This is a genomic window from Marinobacter sp. NFXS9, assembly GCF_040148665.1.
GTDB lineage: Bacteria > Pseudomonadota > Gammaproteobacteria > Pseudomonadales > Oleiphilaceae > Marinobacter_A > Marinobacter_A mangrovi.
Genome location: NZ_JAGDDW010000003.1, coordinates 102,209 through 121,644 on the forward strand (window position 1 = coordinate 102,209; position 19,436 = coordinate 121,644).

A 19,436-nucleotide genomic window follows, 5' to 3' on the forward strand; every position below is an offset into this window, starting at 1 on the left:
CGTTCTTTCCCAAGGATCGAGGAAGAACGGGCTGTGCGAGATGGTTAACGAATGCAGAAGAAGAATACGACGGTTCATCTGCTGATCCTCGACCCTTCCCAAAACGATGCCGAAACCCTGGTCAGTCTCCTCAGGAACTCCGGCCGGGCCACCCGGGCACACCGGGTCACCTCCGAGGAAGATCTTGAAGAAGCCTTGCGGACGTCAAACTGGGACCTGATGCTGGCACGGGACCTGGACCAGGAAGTGTCCCCGGATACGGCACTGTCGCTGATCAAGCGGCTGGACAAAGACATCCCGTTCATCCTGATCACGCCGGAGTTCAACACGGATCGCGCCATCCAGGTGATGAAACTGGGCGCCAAGGCAGCGGTCCCCGATGGCCAGAAAGATCTGGTGATGCTGACCGTCAACCGGGAACTGGCCAGCCTGGAAGCGCGCAACCAGCGTCGCATCCTGGAATCGCACCTGCGTGAATCGGAGCAACGCTGCCAGCTGCTGCTGGAAAGCTCCAAGGACGCCATCGCCTACATCAACGACGGGATGCACATCTACGCCAACCAGTCCTACATGGACTTCCTCGGCTACGACGACATCGACGAGATGATCTGCATCCCGATCCTCGACACGCTCGCCCCGTCCAGCCATGAGGACTACAAGATCTTCATGAAGGCCTTTGCCGAGCACAAGGAAGACGGCATGGCGCTCAACTGCGTCGCCAAACGCAGCGACGGCAATGAGCTGAACATCGTCATGCGCGTGTCGGCCGCCACCTACGACGGCGAGCCATGCACCCAGATTGTGGTGCAACCGGAGCAGGACAACGCTGAGCTGGAAGAGAAACTCAAACAGATCAGCACCCAGGATCTGCTGACGGGTCTCTACAATCGCCAACACCTGATGGATGAGTTGGGCCGTGTGATCGTCAGGGCCGGTGAATCCAAGGAAACCGGCGGCCTGGCCTACATCGCACTGGACAACTTCATGCAGGTGCGCGGCCAGGTCGGCATCGCCGGTGCCGACCTGATGCTGGGGGATGTGGCCAACATCCTGCGCGACGCGGTCGACGACAACATGACCCTGGCCCGCCTGAGTGATGATGCCTTCTGCCTGCTCGCCCTGCCCTGCCAGGAAAACCGCATGGCGGACATCTGCGAGTCGATCCGCAAGACCATCGAAGACCACCTGTTCGAGATTTCCGGCAAGACGGTCCAGATCTCCGTCAGCATCGGCATTGCCGCCATCACCGAGAACGCACCGAAGGCCCCGGATCTGCTGGGCCGCGCGCACACCGCGTCATCCGAAGTGCGCAAGCTGGAAGGCCACGAAAACGGCAATGGCGTATTGGTCTACAATCCGGCCACCTACGAGAACCTCAACGACAACAACTCTGTCGAAGCCATCCAGAAGGCCCTGGACGAGGATCGTTTCCGCCTGCTGTTCCAGCCGATCATCAACCTGCGTGGCGAAGGCGAGGAACACTACGAGGCCTTTGTCCGCATGCTGGACAAGGACAACGAGGAAGTCTCACCGTATGACTTCCTGCCGCCCACCGGGCCGTCGGACATGGCAGCCAAGATCGACCGCTGGGTGATCCTGCAAACGATCAAGCATCTGGCCAGCCATCGCTCCAAGGGCCATGACACACGGCTGTTCCTTAATGTCACCGCCGAAACGATCCAGGACAAGACCTTTACCCCCTGGCTCAGCGTGGCGCTCAAGGCCGCCCGCCTGCCCGGCGACTCACTGATCTTCCAGCTTCGCGAAGGCGATGCCAACAACTACATGAAGCAGGCCCGGGAGTTCGCCAAAGCCCTGCGTGAGCTGCACTGCAAAGTTTCCATCTGCCAGTTCGGCTGTGCCCTGAACCCCTTCAACACGCTCAAGCATGTGGATGTGGACTACGTGAAGATCGACGGCTCCTTCACCGAGGAAATCCAGAAGAGCGACGAAGTGAAGGAAGAGGTGAAGGAAATGGTGGCGTCCCTGCAAAACAACGGCAAACTGACCATAATCCCGCTGGTGGAAAACGCCTCTGTACTTGCCACCCTGTGGCAAGCCGGCGTCAACTACATCCAGGGTTACTACCTGCAGGCACCGGTACCGGAGATGGATTACGACTTCGGGGACCAGTAAGCGGTCCCCGCATTCCCGCCATGTCCGCCCACTCGAGCACTAAACGTATATTCCAGGGCCCCGTATGGGCCCTAAGCTTACCCCACTGCTTAAGTACGGCCCCCAAAGTCCGGCAAAGGAACTCAGCTAGCTCTTAGATTCGGGATCTTCCGGTATCGGGGGGCTAAAGCCAATGGGCGCCATCGCTTCCGCCGCCCTAGAGGGCCATCCCTGGCCCGCTATTGCGGTCAAGGACATCCCTGTCCTTTTCTCCAGCGATGGCGCCCATTGGCTTCGATCAAGCTTGGCGGGCAGACTAAGATTGTGTTGCCTTCAGGGTATGGACCGCATCACTCTCGCGGAAACCAATCAGGTACAAAATGGCGTCCAACCCCAGGGTCGAGATGGAATGGCGAGCCGATTCCTTGACCAGCGGCTTCGCTCGGAACGCCACACCCAGCCCCGCCTGACTCAGCATCGGCAAATCATTCGCACCGTCGCCCACCGCAATAACCTGCTCCGGGGACACACCTTCCCGCGCCGCAATTTCGAGCAGCAACTCGGCCTTGCGCTGACCGTCGACGATACGACCGGACACCGCCCCGGTGACCTTGCCATCCTCGATCGCCAGCTCGTTGGCGTGTACGAAGTCGATCCCCAACCGTTCCTGCAGATAACGGGCAAAGTAGGTAAAGCCACCGGACAGGATCGCGGTGCGATAGCCCAGCGCCTTCAGGGTACGAATCAAGTGCTCGGCGCCTTCGGTCATTTTCAGACGCCCGGCAATCGACTGCAGGACCGCCTCATCCAGACCCTTCAACAGGGCCAGACGTTCGGCAAAGCTCTCACTGAAGTCCAGCTCACCCTGCATGGCTCTCTCGGTAATCTCCGCCACCTGATCGCCCACGCCCGCCTCCCGGGCCAGCTCATCGATCACTTCCGCCTCGATCAGCGTGGAGTCCATATCGAACACCACGAGGCGGCGATTGCGCCGGAAGATGGAATCTTCCTGGAACGCGATGTCCACATTCAGGTCACCGGCGATCTTGAGAAAATCCGTGCGCAGCGTTTCCAGATCGTCCGGTGTGCCCCGTACGGAAAACTCGATGCAGGCAATGCGGTTGTCCGCCGGATTCAGCGACGGGCGGGCAGACAGCCGGGTGATGTTGTCGATGTTCAGGCCGTGACGTGCCGTAATCTCCGACACCCGGGCAATGTGCTCGGCTTTGATGTCACGCGCCAGCAACGTCACGATGTAACAGGCCCGGTTACGGCCGGCGGCCCACTGCTGGTATTCCGCCTCCGTGATCGGCGCGAAGTGCACCTGGAGATCCAGGGCATGCAGGCGAAACATCACGTCCCGGATGACGTGCGGCGCGTTCGATTCATCCGGGATTTCCGCCAGGATGCCCCAGGTCAGATGATCGTGGATCACCGCCTGACCGATGTCCAGGATGCGCACATCATAGCGCCCCATGATCCCGGTAATTTCCGAGGTGAGGCCGGGCTTGTCACGCCCGGACACGTTGATCAGAACCAGCTCACTCACTCTCGTCGGTCCCCTCTTCCGGTTGCGCCGGTGTGGCGGCAACGATTTCCAGAGAGTCGACGCGCTGCAGCCCGCGGGGCAACTTGTGGCCACGCCGGCCACGCTCGCCGATGTAGTGCTCCAGATCACTGAACTGTAGCGTCATCTTGCGCTTGCCGGCCTGAATCTGCAGCTGGTCGGCCGCGCTGAACACGCCGATCGCCACCACGAATTCCTCCCGGTTCTGGACCCGGGCCGATGGAATACTGATGATCTTGTTGCCTTTACCTTTTGCCAGCTCCGGCAACTCTTCCAGCGGGAACACCAGCATTCGACCTTCATTGGTGATGGCCGCCACATGCTGATCGTCACCTTTGGGCACGGTCACCGGCGCCATGATGCGCGCCCCTTTGGGAACGCTGACCACCGTCTTGCCGTTACGGTTCTTGCTGATCATGTTCTCCAGATTGGTGACGAAGCCATAGCCGCCATCAGTCACCAGGAGCACCCGCTGGCTCTGTTCGCCCATCAGCACCCCGGCAAAGTCGGCTCCGGACGGCGGATTGATCCGACCGGTCAGCGGCTCCCCCTGCCCACGCGCGGATGGCAGTGAGTGCGCCATCAGGGCATAGGCCCGGCCAGTGGAATCCAGGAAAATGGCCTGCTGGTTGTTACGCCCCCGGGCGGACAGGGCAAAGCGGTCACCGGCCTTGTAGCTGAGGCCTTCCGGATCGATATCGTGGCCCTTGGCCGCTCGCACCCAGCCCTTCTCGGACAGAACCACCGTCACCGGGTCGTTGGAAACCAGATCCACTTCGCTGAAGGCGCGCGCTTCTTCCCGTTCGACAATCGGCGAGCGGCGCTCGTCCCCGAAGGTCTCGGCATCGGCTTCAAGCTCGGACTTGATCAGGTCCCGCAGCCTGGACTCAGAACCCAGAATGGATTGCAGGTGGTCGCGCTCTTCGGACAGCTCGGCCTGCTCGCCCTTGATCTTCATTTCCTCAAGCTTGGCCAGGTGGCGCAGTTTCAGCTCGAGGATGGCTTCGGCCTGATCGGCGCTCAGGTTAAAGCGGCGAATCAGTTCGTCCTTGGGTTTGTCCTCGTAGCGAATGATCTCGATAACTTCGTCGATATTGAGGAAGGCAACCAGCAAACCTTCGAGGATATGCAGGCGCGAGAGCACCTTGTCGAGGCGAAACTGCAGCCGACGGCGGACGGTGGTGGTGCGGTAGCTGAGCCACTCGGTCAGCATGGTCCGCAGATCCTTGACCTGGGGGCGGCCATCGATACCAATGACGTTCAGGTTCACCCGGTAGGTCTTCTCCAGGTCCGTGCTGGCGAACAGGTGGGTCATCAGACCGTCCATATCCACCCGGTTGGAGCGGGGCACGATGACCAGTCGCGTCGGGTTTTCGTGATCCGACTCGTCCCGCAGGTCCGCCACCATCGGCAGTTTTTTGCCCTGCATCTGCTGGGCGATCTGCTCCAGTACCCGGGCACCGGACACCTGATGCGGCAGCTCGGTGACCACAATCTCGCCACTCTCTTGCGACCACTTGGCGCGCATACGCAGGGAGCCGCGGCCAGTTTCGTACATCTGGCGGAGATCCTTGCGCGGCGTGATGATTTCAGCGCGGGTCGGGAAATCCGGTCCCTTGATGTGTTCACACAGCTGTTCGACCGTGGTGTCCGGCGCATCGAGCAGACGAATACACGCCGACGTCACTTCACGGACGTTGTGCGGCGGAATATCCGTCGCCATGCCCACCGCAATACCGGTGGTGCCATTGAGCAAGACGTGGGGCAAACGCGCGGGCAGACTCGCGGGCTCGTCCATGGTGCCGTCGAAGTTCGGCACCCAGTCGACCGTGCCCTGCCCCAACTCACTCAGCAGGACTTCCGAGAACGGTGCCAGCCTGGATTCGGTATAACGCATGGCGGCAAAGGACTTGGGATCGTCCGGCGAGCCCCAATTGCCCTGCCCGTCGATCAACGGGTAGCGGTATGAGAACGGCTGGGCCATGAGCACCATGGCTTCGTAACAGGCGCTATCGCCATGAGGGTGGAATTTACCCAGTACATCCCCCACGGTACGGGCCGATTTCTTGTACTTGGCGGTCGCCTTGAGTCCCAGTTCGCTCATGGCGTAGATGATGCGCCGCTGTACCGGCTTCAGACCGTCGCCCACGTGGGGCAGCGCGCGATCCAGAATGACGTACATGGAGTAATCGAGATACGCCTTCTCCGTATAGTCACGCAGCGATACGCGCTCAAAGCCTTCGTCGGTCGTCTGAAATTCAGCCATAGTGGCCCCTTCTCCTGGACAAAGTTCGGTCGGGTACAGCTGTCCCGATCAGACAGCAAGCGGCCATTATAGAAAGGCCGTCGCAAACACACCAACCCTAAGGCGCATCCGTTGAACTCAAGCGTTCAAAAACGCCCCAAGAACGCCCATATTGTTCAAAACGCATACAGATTATCCGCAATACGCCCTTCCAAGCCGGATGCTGGGGATCGCGCCACAGGCGGCGTAATCACTGGCTTTAGCACGCTTTTTCAGGTGAAAACCCGAAGATGGAATAGCGGAATCCACGAATGGAGCCCCCCGGGGGTGCTCTTTATTCTCAATTTTGTGATGTCGCCGGATGGAAACATCCAAAGTGCGGAGGTCACCCCCAAAGGTGTGATCTCCCCCGACTACATCAGGCGCAGCGGACGCGTCGTCTACAGATAAGGTATTTCGTTATCCCTATGCAGACACATACGCTGAAACTGTCGCTCAAAGCCTGTGGCCGCGCTATGGCCGCTGCGACCATCAATGCCGGGCTGGCCCTGGTTTTGATGCTGCTCGTCGAATTTGCCATCAGCGGTGGGCTGCACTTGGCCAATGCCTATCTCTATGCTGGCCTGCTGATCTGGATCGTGGTCTTCAGCGGGCAGATGTTCCGCCAATATCGTCTTTGCCAATGTGAGCGTGCGCACCACCACCAGTCCTGATTTGGCACACCGAAACACTTTACCCACACCCGCCTCGCTCTTCCCTGCTATTCTGACATAAGCCTGTCAGTCATTAACGTCGGGGAGAATAATAATGAATGTCATCCGCAAACTGGGTCTTAAAACCAAGATTGTTCTACCGTTTGCACTCACCGCACTGGCCATCATCGCGCTGGGTATTGTCAATCTGACTACGACCCAGGGCCTGATCGGCGACACCGATCGCGTTTCCCACAATTACGTACCCGCGGTTAGCGCCGCCCTCAACGCGGATCGCGACCTCTACCAGGCCTATACCGCGCAACAGAATATGATCCTGGCGGCTCAGGGAGGCGAAGACACCGCCGGCTTCCAGGCTGACTTTGACGAGAATGCCAAACAGGCGATCGACCGCATGGAAACCGTCCGCACCCTCCTGGCGGAAGATGGCGTGGACCAGGAGCTCAATGGCTTCGAAACCGCCTACCAGAAATGGAAAGCCGCTGCCGACAAAGTCAACACCATGGTCGGCAACGGCAATGTCGATGATGCGCGGCAAGCCATCAGCAAGACCGTTCTGCCGCTGTTCTCCTCGCTGCGGGAATATTATGACGTGGCTGGCGCCTTCGCCGACGAGAATGCCCTGGCCACCTCGGAAGGTGCCACCGCCGCCGGCCATCAAAGCATGACCACGACCGTTGTCGTCACCATCATCGTGCTGGCCATTAGCAGTCTGATCTTCTTTGTGGCAACTCGTCTGATCATCCAGTCCATCAACGAACTGCGCACGCGCCTGGATGATATCGCCGAAGGCGAAGGCGACTTGAGCAGCCGTGTTCCGGTGGAATCCAATGACGACCTCGGACGCCTGGCCAACAGCTTTAACGCCGTAATCGGCAACCTTCAGAGCATGGTGCGGGAAATCAAGGAGCTGTCGACGGAGCTCAAGGACGGCGCCGAAAAACTCGACCGCGCCGCCGCGGATAACCGGGAGGGCATCACCCAACAGACCGACGCTATCACGCAGGTCGCCACGGCCATCAACCAGATGCAGAGCGCGATTGAGGAAGTGGCCGCCAATGCCGGCACCGCCGCCGATGTGACCCGTAGCGCCCAGAGCAATACCGAATCCGGCGCCCGCATCATTCACAACGCCTCGGAAGAAGTGAACCGACTCTCCGATCAGATCGAGAAGGCGGTGGGCGTGATCCGGAAGCTGTCGGAAGATTCCAGCAACATCACGTCCGTACTGGACGTCATCCGCGGCATTGCCGAACAGACCAACCTGCTGGCCCTGAACGCGGCCATCGAGGCCGCCCGGGCCGGCGAGCAGGGCCGCGGCTTTGCCGTGGTGGCGGATGAAGTCCGCACCCTGGCCCAACGCACGCAGGAATCCACGTCGGACATCCAGTCGATGATAACCACCCTGCAGACCGGGGTCTCCGATATCGTCTCGGTCATGGAAACCGGTAACGAGCAGGCGGAGCAGACGGTCAAACTCTCCGGCGAAGCCGAACGGGAGTTGACGGAAATCCTGAACGCCATGAACAGCATCAGCGACGTCAACGCCAGCGTGGCGTCAGCGACCGAGGAACAGACTCAGGTGGTGGACGAGATCAACCGAAGCATTACCCGGATCAACGATCTAGCCCAGAACAGCGACGCCCGTTCCGTCGAGATCGACCAGATCAGTCAACTGCTGGCTGGACATGCGCAGACACTGACCACTCAGGTTGGCCGCTATCGGGTTTAGGAGAGAATGGTCAGTCCTGGCGCCCAAGGGGCTCAGGACTGACCCTGACAACCCTGGAAACTCAGGCCGACAGACCAGAGGCGTTCGCAACTACCAGTGCCAGCAGCACCAGCGTCATACTCAAGGTCACGAAGCGAAGGGATCGGTTGCGCCTGACGCGCTCCATAAAACAGTCCTGAAAACGAAAAACACCGCCATAGTAAACCAGGCGGTGTTTTGTCATCTACCCCGTTTTTACGGGGATCACTCGGCTTACTGACGCACGCCTTCGACGGTGATGATCATCTCCACCGTTTCGGATTGCGGCCCCAGATCCATGGGAATGCCAAAGTCCTTCAGGCGCAGGTCCGTTTCGGCCTCGAAGCCCATACGGTAGCCACCCCAGGGATCCTTGCCATGGCCAACCATGTCCGCATCCAGCGTGATTTCCTTGGTGACACCGCGCAGAGTCAGGTCACCGACAATCTTGGCCTCGTCCTTGTCATCGCCATCGAAGATCACCTTCTTGCTCTTGAAGGTGGCCTGCGGAAACTCATCCACCGCCAGGAAGTCATCGCTGCGCAGATGCTTGTCACGCTCGGCATGATTTGAATCGACACTGCTGGTGTCGATTGTCACCTGCACCGAGTTCTTGGACGGGTCCTCGGCGTTGTAGGTGAACTGGCCATCGAACTCATTGAAGCGGCCATAAATATAGCTGTAGCCCAAGTGCGAAATCTTGAACATGATGAATTGATGGTCGCCCTTGGTATCGAACGCGTAAGTGCCGTCCCCGTCTGCCGCCTGGGCACCGCCTGCCAGCACCGCCATGGATACCGCGGATGAGATAGCCAGTTTCCTCAACATCATTGCTCTCCTTAATGGTTTAGGCCCCATCAGGGCCTTACTGGTTTACATCGAATCTAGTGTCCCGGGCGCCCTTTCAATCCAATCATGCGGCGCAGCGTTTCGTCTTTATCCACGACATGGTGTTTGATGGCGCCAATGGCGTGAATCACGGCCAGCACAACCAGTGCCCAGGCCGCCCAGTAGTGAACATCACCGGCAATGCTCTCCATCCCCTTTTGCTGACCGGTCACAGAGGGCACGGTGAACCAGTTGAAGACTTCAACGCCAGAACCGTCCGCCGTCGGAATCAAATAACCGGAAATCAGCACGACAAACAAAAGCAGGTACATGCCCAGGTGGGCCATATGGGCGCCGGCCTTTTCCCAGGCCTTGTGGGAAGGCAGCGTGTCGGGAGGAGGAGACGCCAGTCGCCAGACAACCCGGAACAGCATCACCAGCATCACCAAGAAGCCAATGCTCTCGTGAATATGGGGAGCTTCGTTGTACCAGGCGTCGTAGTAGGTCAGATCAACCATGTACAGGCCCAGGCCGAAAAGCCCGAACACCGCGATGGCGACCAGCCAGTGAATCAGGATCATGACCCAGCCGAATTGCTGCCGGGTATTCATCGTTTGAAGCGCCATATGGATTCAGCCTCCGCTGCCCTTCGTGATTTATCGGATCACGATGTCTGTCCAGCCAATACGCCCATCTTAGAAAGGCAACAGCCAGCGGCCAATCAAAATGTTTTGTTGGCTTCGTTCAAAAATACTGATGGATGTAAGCAATTCTGATGTGGTGAAGGGCCGAAAAACGCCTGAAACGGAGACTTCTGGCGACACGCCACCTTGGTCGAATACGGGTTTTACTGATTGTTGCCTATGCTTATTAACATCATAGTTAATGAACATCGTCTGATTCCGCCGAGCGGAATTAAGCCCAGCAGCGACACAGGAGCTACAACAATGGAAGTCGAATTCGACGAAGACGTTGTTATCCCGAGCAACAACTGATCCCGTATTCCGCATAGCCGGCAGGATGGATTGCCAGTCCGGCCGTGTACCGGTGATGCCGCCTTCCACGGCGGCCACCCTCTCTTCTACCCGGCGAAAGCCGTCTGGTTTTTAACCATTTTGCGTTTCCCACTGGCTTCCTTTTGTAATCTTTGGCATTCTGCTCGCAACTGAACAAACGGTCATTCTTACCGTTCAGCGAACGCCCGTTGCAAAAAATGAAATTACCCAACCGGTTCAAACGGTGGGCACGGGCAAGCTCTAACGCGCGCAGTAGTCTCGATGTCAAAAAGCGTTGTCAATCAAAGCAGCGAACCCGAGCTGGATCTCCTCACACCCATGCTCAACCACGCTGATGCGGGCTGGACGGCCAGTTTCCAGGGCCTCAAGCTACGCACGGCGCTGCAACCAATCTTCAGTATTTCCCACAAGCGCATCATCGGCTACGAAGCCCTGATTCGCGCGTTCGATACCGACAACGCCAGCGTCCTGCCACTGCACCTGTTCCAGCTCCCGACCAGCGACCCGGAAGACGTCCTGCTGGACCGGCTCTGCCGCTACCTGCACATACAGAATTTCGCCACACTCGATGATGACGTGAACTGGCTGTTCCTGAACGTGTCGCCCCGAGTGGTCGCCACGGGCAGGCGGCACGATTCCTTTTTCGGACAGTTACTGTCCCGCATTGGCTTTCCGCCCCATCGTATCGTGGTGGAGATCGTGGAGCAGCCCACAGACGACGCCGAGCAGCTGCGCGATACAGTGAATTACTACAAGCAGTTGGGCTGCCTGACCGCTATCGACGACTTCGGCGCAGGTCACTCCAACTTCGAACGCATCTGGAACCTGGCTCCGGACATCGTCAAACTGGATCGTCAAATTTTGACCCGGGCCACCAATGACAAGCGCGCCCGCCAGATCCTAAACGGTATTGTGTCCCTGCTCCATCAATCCGGCTGCCTGGTGCTGCTGGAAGGTGTGGAAACCCGGGAGCAGGCGATGATCGCCATCGACGGCGGTGTGGATTTCGTACAGGGATTCTATTTTCGGCGCCCGGGTCTCGAGCTGGCCGACGTTACTCGCACGGCGTCCGACCTGGATGCCTTGCTGAATGACTACAAGAAGAACAGCGAAACAGAACTCGACCCGACCTACGAACTCAGCCGCTACTTCCGGGATCGTTTCCAGCAGGCCACCGAATCGATTCGCGCCGGGATCACGTTTGCCAGCGCCTGCCGACCACTGACCCGGCACCATACCGTATCCCGCTGCTACCTGATCGACGACAAGGGCGTGCAAACGGAAGACACCCTGCGCTCGGACAACATGATCGAGTGCTTCGACCCCCGTTTCCGCCCGCTTGAAAACACCCACAACGCCGACTGGTTCCGCCAGCATTACCTCAGACAGGCCCTGAACCAGCCCAACCGCCTCCAGGTCACCCGCCCCTATCTCTCCGTCACCGGCGCCTATATGTGCGTCACCCTATCCCAGGCCTTCCAGCACGATGACACAACCAAGGTGCTGTGCTGCGATATTATTTCGCGGTAGTTTTTTCAGATTGAAGGGATTGGAGGGATATCCGGGGCAGGACGTCATGTGCAACTTCGGCGCAGCCCACAGGGGTGCCCTTTCGATGCACAAAACCTGTAGGTTGGGCTGACACAGGAAGCCCAATAGCCGGGTTCACGACCAATCTCATCCAGTGGTCGCCAAGCAGGTTTATGAGACCCCATGCATCTAGCATGTCCTCGATAACGGGAACGTCCGGTGATACCTGTTGTTGGGCTTCCTGCGTCAGCCCAACCTACACCGACGCTTCAGCGTCGGAGCACCCTGCCCCCCCCTTAAGAGAGGATCAGACCGGAACGTCCGCCATATTCCCGTAGGCCTCAAGCCAGGAACGGCGATCGGACGCCCGTTTCTTGCCCAGCAGCATGTCCATGCGCTCGTCGGTGCCGTCGTTGTCAGCCAGGGTCAACATCACCAGCCGGCGGGTATCCGGCGCCATGGTGGTCTCGCGCAGCTGGAGCGGGTTCATCTCACCCAGACCCTTGAAGCGGGTGACCGAAATCTTGCCCCGGCGCTTTTCCGCTTCGATCCGATCGAGGATGCCCTGCTTCTCGTGTTCGTCCAGGGCGTAGAAGGTTTCCTTGCCGAGATCGACCCGATAGAGCGGCGGCATGGCCACAAACACATGGCCGGCAGCGACCAGCGGACGGAAGTGTTTGACGAACAGCGCGCACAGCAACGTGGCAATGTGCAGGCCGTCAGAGTCCGCGTCCGCCAGGATGCAGATCTTGTCATAACGCAACCCTTCGAGGCGATCCGAACCGGGGTCTACGCCGATCGCCACGGCAATGTCGTGGACCTCCTGGGACGCCAGGATCTCACCCGAGTCCACCTCCCAGGTGTTCAGGATCTTACCCCGCAGCGGCATAACAGCCTGGAATTCCCGGTCACGGGCCTGCTTGGCAGAACCGCCCGCTGAGTCCCCTTCCACCAGGAACAACTCGGACCGATTGGCATCCGCACCAGAACAGTCCGCCAGCTTGCCCGGCAATGCCGGCCCCTGGGTAACCTTCTTGCGCGCCACCTTGCGACTGGCTTTGAGTCGGCGCTGGGCGTTGCTGATGAACAGTTCCGCCAGGGCTTCGGCGATGTCGGTGTGCTGGTTCAGCCAGAGACTGAACGCATCCTTGACCACGCCGGAGATGAACGCCGCGGCTTCGCGGGAGGATAAGCGCTCTTTCGTCTGGCCGGAAAACTGCGGCTCCTGCATCTTGAACGACAGCACGTAGGCGCAGCGATCCCAGATATCCTCCGGCGACAGGCGCACGCCTCGCGGCAGCAGGCTGCGGAACTCGCAAAATTCACGCATGGCTTCCAGCAACCCGGTGCGCAGACCGTTAACGTGCGTCCCGCCTTGGGCTGTGGGAATCAAGTTGACGTAGCTTTCCATGACCGCTTCGCCGTCTTCCGGCAACCACTGGACAGCCCAGTCCACTTCCTCGCTGTTGCCGGTCATCCGGCCGGTGAACGGCTCGGTGGGCAGCAACTCGATATCCGCCAGCGCGGACCGCAGGTAGTCACGCAACCCGTCCTCGTAGAACCACTCGTCCTTCTCGCCCGTCGACTCCTGCAGGAAGGTGACGGTCAGACCGGGACACAGCACGGCTTTGGCGCGCAGGTTATGACGCAGACGGCTGACGGAAAACTTCGGGCTGTCGAAGTAGCTGACGTCGGGCGTGAATAACAGGCGGGTACCGGTGTTCCGCTTGCCAACGGTATCGACCACGCTCAGATCGCTGGTCTTCTCGCCGTCGGCAAAGGTCATGCGATGCAACTGACCGTCCCGCTTGATGGAGACTTCCAGGTGCTTGGACAGGGCGTTGACGACCGAAACCCCCACCCCGTGCAGACCGCCGGAGAAGTTGTAGTTTCCCTTGGAGAACTTGCCGCCGGCGTGCAGGCGCGTGAGGATCAGCTCGACACCGGGAACGCCATGCTCTTTATGGACATCCACCGGCATGCCCCGGCCATCGTCTTCGACGCTCAGCGAGCCGTCCGAATAAAGGACCACGTCGATCCGCTTGGCAAAGCCGGCCAAAGCCTCGTCCACGCTGTTGTCGATGACTTCCTGAGCCAGATGGTTGGGACGCGAGGTGTCGGTGTACATCCCCGGCCGCTTTCGGACCGGATCCAGACCACTGAGGACTTCAATCGCGTCGGCGTTGTAATCTTTCTGGCTCATAGGGTGTCTGTTGCTCTCACTCAACGACTGTCAGGACGATCAGCGAATGCGCCAGGCGTCGGACAAGGCCCGGACATTCGCGAAATACCGCCCATAGCTTAGGGATTCAGGGGCAAAGATCAACGGTTCTTTTGTTGCCCGGCATCAGGGATGCGTGCGGCTCATGGGGAAAGGCGCCTCGCCGTTCACGCGCACCCGATGCCAGTCATTGTCCGGAATCGCCATCACCAGGCAGGGCGACGTGATCATCTGGGCCACCATCGCATCCGGCGCCGGATGGGTGACTTTAACCTCGATGGCCAGATCCTGGCCGTCGCGATCGGCGGAGATAAACCCAATGCTGTGACCGCCCGTGGTCTGCTGACCCAGTGACGCGACCAGCAGCCATTGGTTGGCAACGTCCGGCCAGTCCGGCAACTGCCCCGACACGGAGCCGGTCAAGGCATGCCATTCAGCCGCGTTGCGCGCCAGGACCAATCCCGGCGCCGTCAAGCCACACTGGGTTTTGCTGGTCACCACCCGGACTTCCGCGCCGTCCGCGACGGAAGGATCCGCCACACAGCCGGAAACCAGCGTCAGAGCCAAAGCCAGCGAACCCGCTCGCATCATCGTGTCACCTCCTTGGTCGGCGTGGAAGACCTGCGCACACGGTAGCCTTCCGTGTTGCTTTGAGGCAAGGCATTGGAGCTGAGTGACGCGCGGCGGAAACTGGTGGTCAGGGTCAGCCCCGTGACGCTATCGTCGCCCTTGTGAATGGCCTGAGGCAGTCCATTGACCGGGTATTCCGCACAGGCTTCGCCCTGCTCGCAGATTAACCCGTTGTTGTCCATGTCGGTTCCCGCCACCAGTTCGTAGTCGCCCGGCGGCACGTCGCTGAGGGTAAACGTATAGCGGCCGTTGGAGGGGCGGACCACGGTCTGGCGGAACGGCTCTTTGGCATTGGCACTGTCGTCGCTGACATCGTACAGCAAGACATAATGACGCCCCGCATTGCGGGACTCGACCGGATCCCCCAACTGAACGTTCACTGGCAAAACCAACGTTTGCTGGCCGTCGTCGTTGTTGTATATCAGCGTCACCTGGCTCTGCTTGGCTGCGCTTCTATCCGTAATCGTCGCCTTCAATCGGACTGCATCCCCCTCGTTAACCCGAGATACCGACAACCACGTCGGCGAATCGTCGATGGAGAGAGAGCTAAACAGACTCGTGGCATCGGCTGCGGGCACGGCCTCCAACAACACACTGGCCTCGGTCACCGAGCCGTCGAAGCGGAAAGCGCCGGGATAGACCGAGATAAAAGCCCCCAGATCATCGGCCGACGCCGCGTTGACGGCCTTGAGCGCGTTGATCAGTCCATAGCCGTATTCCGTCTGACTGCCCAGGTCGTCGGTAATCTCACCGCGGCGAAGGTATTCGCGAAACTCCGCCAGCGACAACGAAGGATCCAACTCTCGCATCAACGCCAGCACGCCACTCACGTGCGGCGCCGCCATCGATGTGCCGGTGACTCCGGCGTAGGCCGGCTCGAACACGGTACCGGTCTGCTGCCCCCAGTCGCTGTAGACCGCGTCCGCCTGGCCGTCGCTGTTGGCATCCCGGGTGGAATCCCCGCCCGGCGCCACCAGATCAATCCAGTTACCGAAGGTGGAATAGCTGGCACGCTGGTTGCCGGCGTCGACGGCGCCGACGGCGATCACCCGGTCAAACGCTGCGGGATAAACCCTATCAGTCGCACCCTCGTTGCCTGCGGCGGCCACAATCAGGATACCCTTATCAACGGCGTTATTAATGGCATTCTCGAGAGCTACAGACTTCGCCACACCGCCCAGACTCAGGTTGATGATGTCGGGTCGCGTCGCCGCATCCAGCGCGGCCAGGTAGTTGATCGCATTGATCAGCTCCAGCGACGAACCGCTGCCGGTGTTGTCCAGTACCCGGACCGGCAGCAGCGTCGCCAGCGGCGCCACGCCAACGCCACCCACATTGTTGTCGAGCGCGGCAATGGTCCCGGCCACATGAGTGCCGTGAAAGCTGGTCGACGTGCCGTCGTCCGTGCCCGGGTTGGAGGGGTTATTGTCGATGCCGTCCTGGTTGTCGTCGTTGGAGGTGACAAAATCCGACGTGCCGAGGATTTCCAGGTTGTTGCCGGTCGCCGTACCGTCATCCAGATCCGGATGCCAGTTGCCCCCGCTGTTTGGGGTGCGACTGAAGATGCCGGTATCCAGCACGGCCACCCGCACGCCCTGCCCCGGGTTGGCCAGCGCCTGCCAGGCAGTGGGCAGGTTGATGGCCTGGTAGTGCCATTCCTGAAGTGGGTAAAGTGGGTCATCCAGCGGGTTGACGGCCAGCGCGTGGTAGAGATAGTTGGGTTCGGCGTTGACCACACCGGGCATCTCCCGGAGCGATTGGATCCAGCTCAGCGTGTCGGCCTTGCGCTCTTCCCGGGTGTCGGCCGACAGGGCCGTCGCTTGCGATCGCTGAACCCGCCAGAGCCCGTTCCCGACTTCCTGCCGGGCCGCTGAGGCCAGCGGTCCCGCGGACAGACTCTGAACCTGCACCGGAGACGCCATGGTCACCAGCGCCTCTCCGGGCACCCAGTCGGCGTCACCCGCGGACAAGCCCAGTGCGGTATCGTTGGCCGGTGAAGAGACCGAAATCAGGTAACGGAAGGGCCCGCCCGTCATGGCCTGCAGCTGCAGATCATAGACCGCATCCCCCTCACCCGGAGTCAGACTGACCGGCGTCCCGGGCGAGACATTGACGGCCGCTGCGCTGCCCAGACGGACACGGGCAGACGGCACACCGGCATCCGCGGCGCCGGTCACCGCAAAGGTGGCGATCGTGACCGTCTGGTCGCTGGTCAGCGACAGGCGAAAATCGTCTTCAAGGTCACGATAGAAATCATATTCAGTTGGCTGGCCGCTCGTGGGATTCTCGTAGGTACCGACCGAAGCGCTCAGGTAACCGCCAACCAGTGCCGGGCTGGGCAGACTTTGGGGCGAGTCGTCGTTGGCAACGGCCGTGCCCGCGTAAATATCGTCGGCGGTATCGCTGTCGATACGGGTACGGGATTCGATGCCGATCTGACCGCTGATGACGCTGTCGTCGTCACCCCCGCCGCCACCGCCGCAAGCGGTCAGCAACAGCCCGGAAGCCAGGACAAGCAACATCCCCGAACGTTCTGCAGAACTCGTCCGGGCACTCTTTAGTGATTTATTCCAAACCTGCCGCAAAAAGCGTCCTCCCTGCCGTCGGTGACATCGCGACACTCCCATCACATTGCCGATACGGGCAAAGCATAACAGCCGATGACCCGATTGCCTCGCGGACATCGAATTTTCATGAAGGCCAACACAAGAAAACCGCCTTCCCGGGCAGGTCGGCGGTTTTCCTGATGCCCCACACGCGTCAGTGGTAGAAGAACATCGGCACGAAGGCAACGATCAGCAACGTGGTGCCCATCACCGCCAGCGGCAACAGCAGGCGCTCATAACGATGCCAGAAACTGCCGGTGCGTTCGGCGGCCAACACTTCGGTTTCCCCGACCACCTGTCGCGTCAGCAGATGATTCAATGCCACCGGCGGACTCAGATAGCCGAGTTCAAAGGCTACCAGACAGACCAGCCAGAAGTGCAACGGGTCGATGCCCAGGTTGAAGGCCGCCTGGGCGATGGTGGCCGACACCAGGATGACGGCCCCGAACGGGTCCATGATCATGCCGATAAAGGTCAGCATCACGACGATCACCGCCATCACCAGCCAGGGGTTGGTCAGGCTTTCCGGGAAAATGGCGTGGACCACGTCGGAGCGTTCCAGAATGCCACCCAGGCACACCGAGAAACCCATCAGCGCCAGCAGCGCGCCAATATGAACGGCAGAGTCGCTGGCAGCCGCGGTGCTGCGGCTGAAGAAGGCCGCACAGCGGGATTCCTGATCGTCCCGGTTGTCCTTGCCGGAATCCAGCCAAACCAATGCCAGCATCACCAGCGGCAGGATCAGCGGCGCACTGTACTCGTTGAACGTCAGTCCCAGCAGGAACCAGATCAGGCCGATCACCACAACCGCCGTAACGGCGTAAGGGACCAGTGGCATCAGCCGACGACCGGCTTCGGCGAACGCGCCCGCCTGCGGACGAGGCCGCCAGTTACCCTGGGTCTTGCACACCACGAAGCTGAAGATGCTGGCTGACATCAAGAAGATCCAGAAGCCCCAGCCGTACATCTCGTCGGTGGTCACTTCCTTGTTGAGCGCGGCCACCACAACGATCAACAGGCAGGGATTGAGCACGACGCCCATGCTGCCGGACATGGCCGTGGTCGCCAGCGACAGCTGCCGACCCGCACCGGATTTACGCAGCTCGTCGTAGATCACACCGCCCACAGCCAGGATGAAAATACCGGAGGCGCCGGTGAAGGCTGTCGGGAAGGCCGTCGCGAAAATCATCAGCGACGCCAGGGCCGGTGCCGGCAAATGGAACGGCTGGATCACATTCAAAAGCAGATCCGGCAGTCGGGTCTGTTTGAGGATCATCCCCACCAGCACGTACAGGCCAATGTTGATGAACATGGACGCCAGGTTGGTCAGCTGTCCGAAGTAGATCGCCAGCCCGGAACTGTAGCCGTCCACGAAGAAGAAGTAGGCCATGGCGATCACGCCCATCTGGCAATACAGCGGTATCACCAGGAAGGACGACGGCGTCAGCCCGCCGGCTCGCACTCGCTCCGGCACATTCACCAGCCGATACAGGTTGATCGCCATGAAGATGCCGAACACCGCCGCCCACGCATACTGCAACTCGAGCAGCGTATCCGACGACGGCGACATCCCCAGCCGCTCGGCGTAGGACAGCAGCGAGTAGCCCATCAGCCCGTTGACGAATAACTGCATGGTCTGGGACAGACGCCACTCCGCCCGGTTGCGCGGCAGTCGCAGGGCAATGTGATCGGTATCGAACGCGGCAATCAGGGCCGCCATGGCAAACAGGCCCAAGAAGAGGAATTTGGTCAGGTCGATGTTATCCAGCAACCAGTGCGCCATGCCCTGCTCGACCGTCTTGAAGACCGTCAGCGCCGTGGTGACATGCGCCTGGTTGGCCGCAAACATCGCGTGCTTCTTCTGGCACAGCTCCAGGTTCTTGCGGAAACTCTCGCGCAGCTTGTCCGGATCGGGTGGCGAGGAGAACAACTCATCCGGGTCGGGTTTATAGGCCTGCATCCGTTTCTGGACCGCCGATTCGACGTCCATATCGACGTCGCAGCTGGGCTCGGTGGCCCAGGGGTCCAGCAGGTAATAGTTGGGCCAGGTCTGTTCGCCAATCCACAGCATCCGCGAATGCAGCGAACTGCCCATGCCCAGCAGCAGGGTAAACACCAACAGGGCCAGCAGGATGACCCCGTGCAGACGATGCACGGGGTAAAGGGTCGTCACCCGGCTGGCCGAAAGCGCGCGCCAGTTCATAATGCGTTACCT

At 60.2% G+C, this 19,436-nt stretch carries 13 protein-coding genes; 4 read left to right on the top strand and 9 right to left on the bottom strand.

The genetic code is table 11. The features are described from left to right. Nucleotides 1–51 precede the first annotated feature (51 nt). A complete protein-coding gene (locus J3364_RS06380) occupies nucleotides 52–2,136 on the top strand; it encodes an EAL domain-containing response regulator (protein ID WP_349557540.1) in 2,085 nt (694 codons plus the stop codon). A 295-nt stretch (nucleotides 2,137–2,431) separates the two neighbouring features. On the opposite strand, the gene serB is transcribed toward J3364_RS06380, so the two are convergent. Together serB and parC are read right to left on the bottom strand one after the other, a co-directional pair. Beyond that, on the bottom strand, nucleotides 2,432–3,664 hold the full coding sequence (gene serB, locus J3364_RS06385; protein WP_349557541.1) for a phosphoserine phosphatase SerB: 1,233 nt from the start codon (nucleotides 3,662–3,664) through the stop codon (nucleotides 2,432–2,434). After that, entirely contained in the window at nucleotides 3,657–5,948 is a 2,292-nt protein-coding gene (gene parC / locus J3364_RS06390) for a DNA topoisomerase IV subunit A (RefSeq protein ID WP_349557542.1), read from the bottom strand. Before parC ends, serB begins: the two co-directional genes overlap by 8 nt. 446 nt (nucleotides 5,949–6,394) lie before the next feature. Here parC and J3364_RS06395 point away from each other — a divergent pair, with 446 nt between their 5' ends. After that, complete coding sequence (locus J3364_RS06395) at nucleotides 6,395–6,640, top strand: hypothetical protein (protein WP_349557543.1); 246 nt, start codon at nucleotides 6,395–6,397, stop codon at nucleotides 6,638–6,640. 94 nt (nucleotides 6,641–6,734) lie between these two features. Next, a complete protein-coding gene (locus tag J3364_RS06400) occupies nucleotides 6,735–8,372 on the top strand; it encodes a methyl-accepting chemotaxis protein (protein WP_349557544.1) in 1,638 nt (545 codons plus the stop codon). Nucleotides 8,373–8,624: 252 nt separating this feature from the next. Here the strand turns inward: J3364_RS06400 and J3364_RS06405 are convergent, their stop codons facing one another. From J3364_RS06405 to J3364_RS06415, 3 genes are all read right to left on the bottom strand, one after another. Next, entirely contained in the window at nucleotides 8,625–9,218 is a 594-nt protein-coding gene (locus J3364_RS06405; RefSeq protein ID WP_349557545.1) for a YceI family protein, read from the bottom strand. Between the two features lie 56 nt (nucleotides 9,219–9,274). Then, nucleotides 9,275–9,844 carry a cytochrome b gene (locus J3364_RS06410; RefSeq protein WP_349557546.1) on the bottom strand — a complete coding sequence of 190 codons (570 nt, stop codon included), beginning with the start codon at nucleotides 9,842–9,844 and terminating at the stop codon, nucleotides 9,275–9,277. Between the two features lie 69 nt (nucleotides 9,845–9,913). After that, a complete protein-coding gene (locus J3364_RS06415; RefSeq protein WP_349557547.1) occupies nucleotides 9,914–10,291 on the bottom strand; it encodes a hypothetical protein in 378 nt (125 codons plus the stop codon). A 204-nt stretch (nucleotides 10,292–10,495) separates the two neighbouring features. On the opposite strand from J3364_RS06415, the gene J3364_RS06420 reads away from it, so the two are divergent. Beyond that, nucleotides 10,496–11,764 carry an EAL domain-containing protein gene (locus J3364_RS06420; RefSeq protein ID WP_349557548.1) on the top strand — a complete coding sequence of 423 codons (1,269 nt, stop codon included), beginning with the start codon at nucleotides 10,496–10,498 and terminating at the stop codon, nucleotides 11,762–11,764. Between the two features lie 307 nt (nucleotides 11,765–12,071). On the opposite strand, the gene parE is transcribed toward J3364_RS06420, so the two are convergent. From parE to J3364_RS06440, 4 genes are all read right to left on the bottom strand, one after another. Continuing rightward, on the bottom strand, nucleotides 12,072–13,967 hold the full coding sequence (gene parE, locus J3364_RS06425; RefSeq protein ID WP_349557549.1) for a DNA topoisomerase IV subunit B: 1,896 nt from the start codon (nucleotides 13,965–13,967) through the stop codon (nucleotides 12,072–12,074). Between the two features lie 144 nt (nucleotides 13,968–14,111). Further along, on the bottom strand, nucleotides 14,112–14,576 hold the full coding sequence (locus tag J3364_RS06430) for a protease complex subunit PrcB family protein (RefSeq protein ID WP_349557550.1): 465 nt from the start codon (nucleotides 14,574–14,576) through the stop codon (nucleotides 14,112–14,114). Further along, a complete protein-coding gene (locus J3364_RS06435) occupies nucleotides 14,573–17,137 on the bottom strand; it encodes a S8 family serine peptidase (protein WP_349557551.1) in 2,565 nt (854 codons plus the stop codon). The genes J3364_RS06430 and J3364_RS06435 overlap by 4 nt, the downstream gene beginning before the upstream one ends. Before the next feature lie 238 nt (nucleotides 17,138–17,375). Beyond that, a complete protein-coding gene (locus J3364_RS06440; protein ID WP_349557552.1) occupies nucleotides 17,376–19,424 on the bottom strand; it encodes a TRAP transporter large permease subunit in 2,049 nt (682 codons plus the stop codon). Nucleotides 19,425–19,436: the final 12 nt, after the last annotated feature.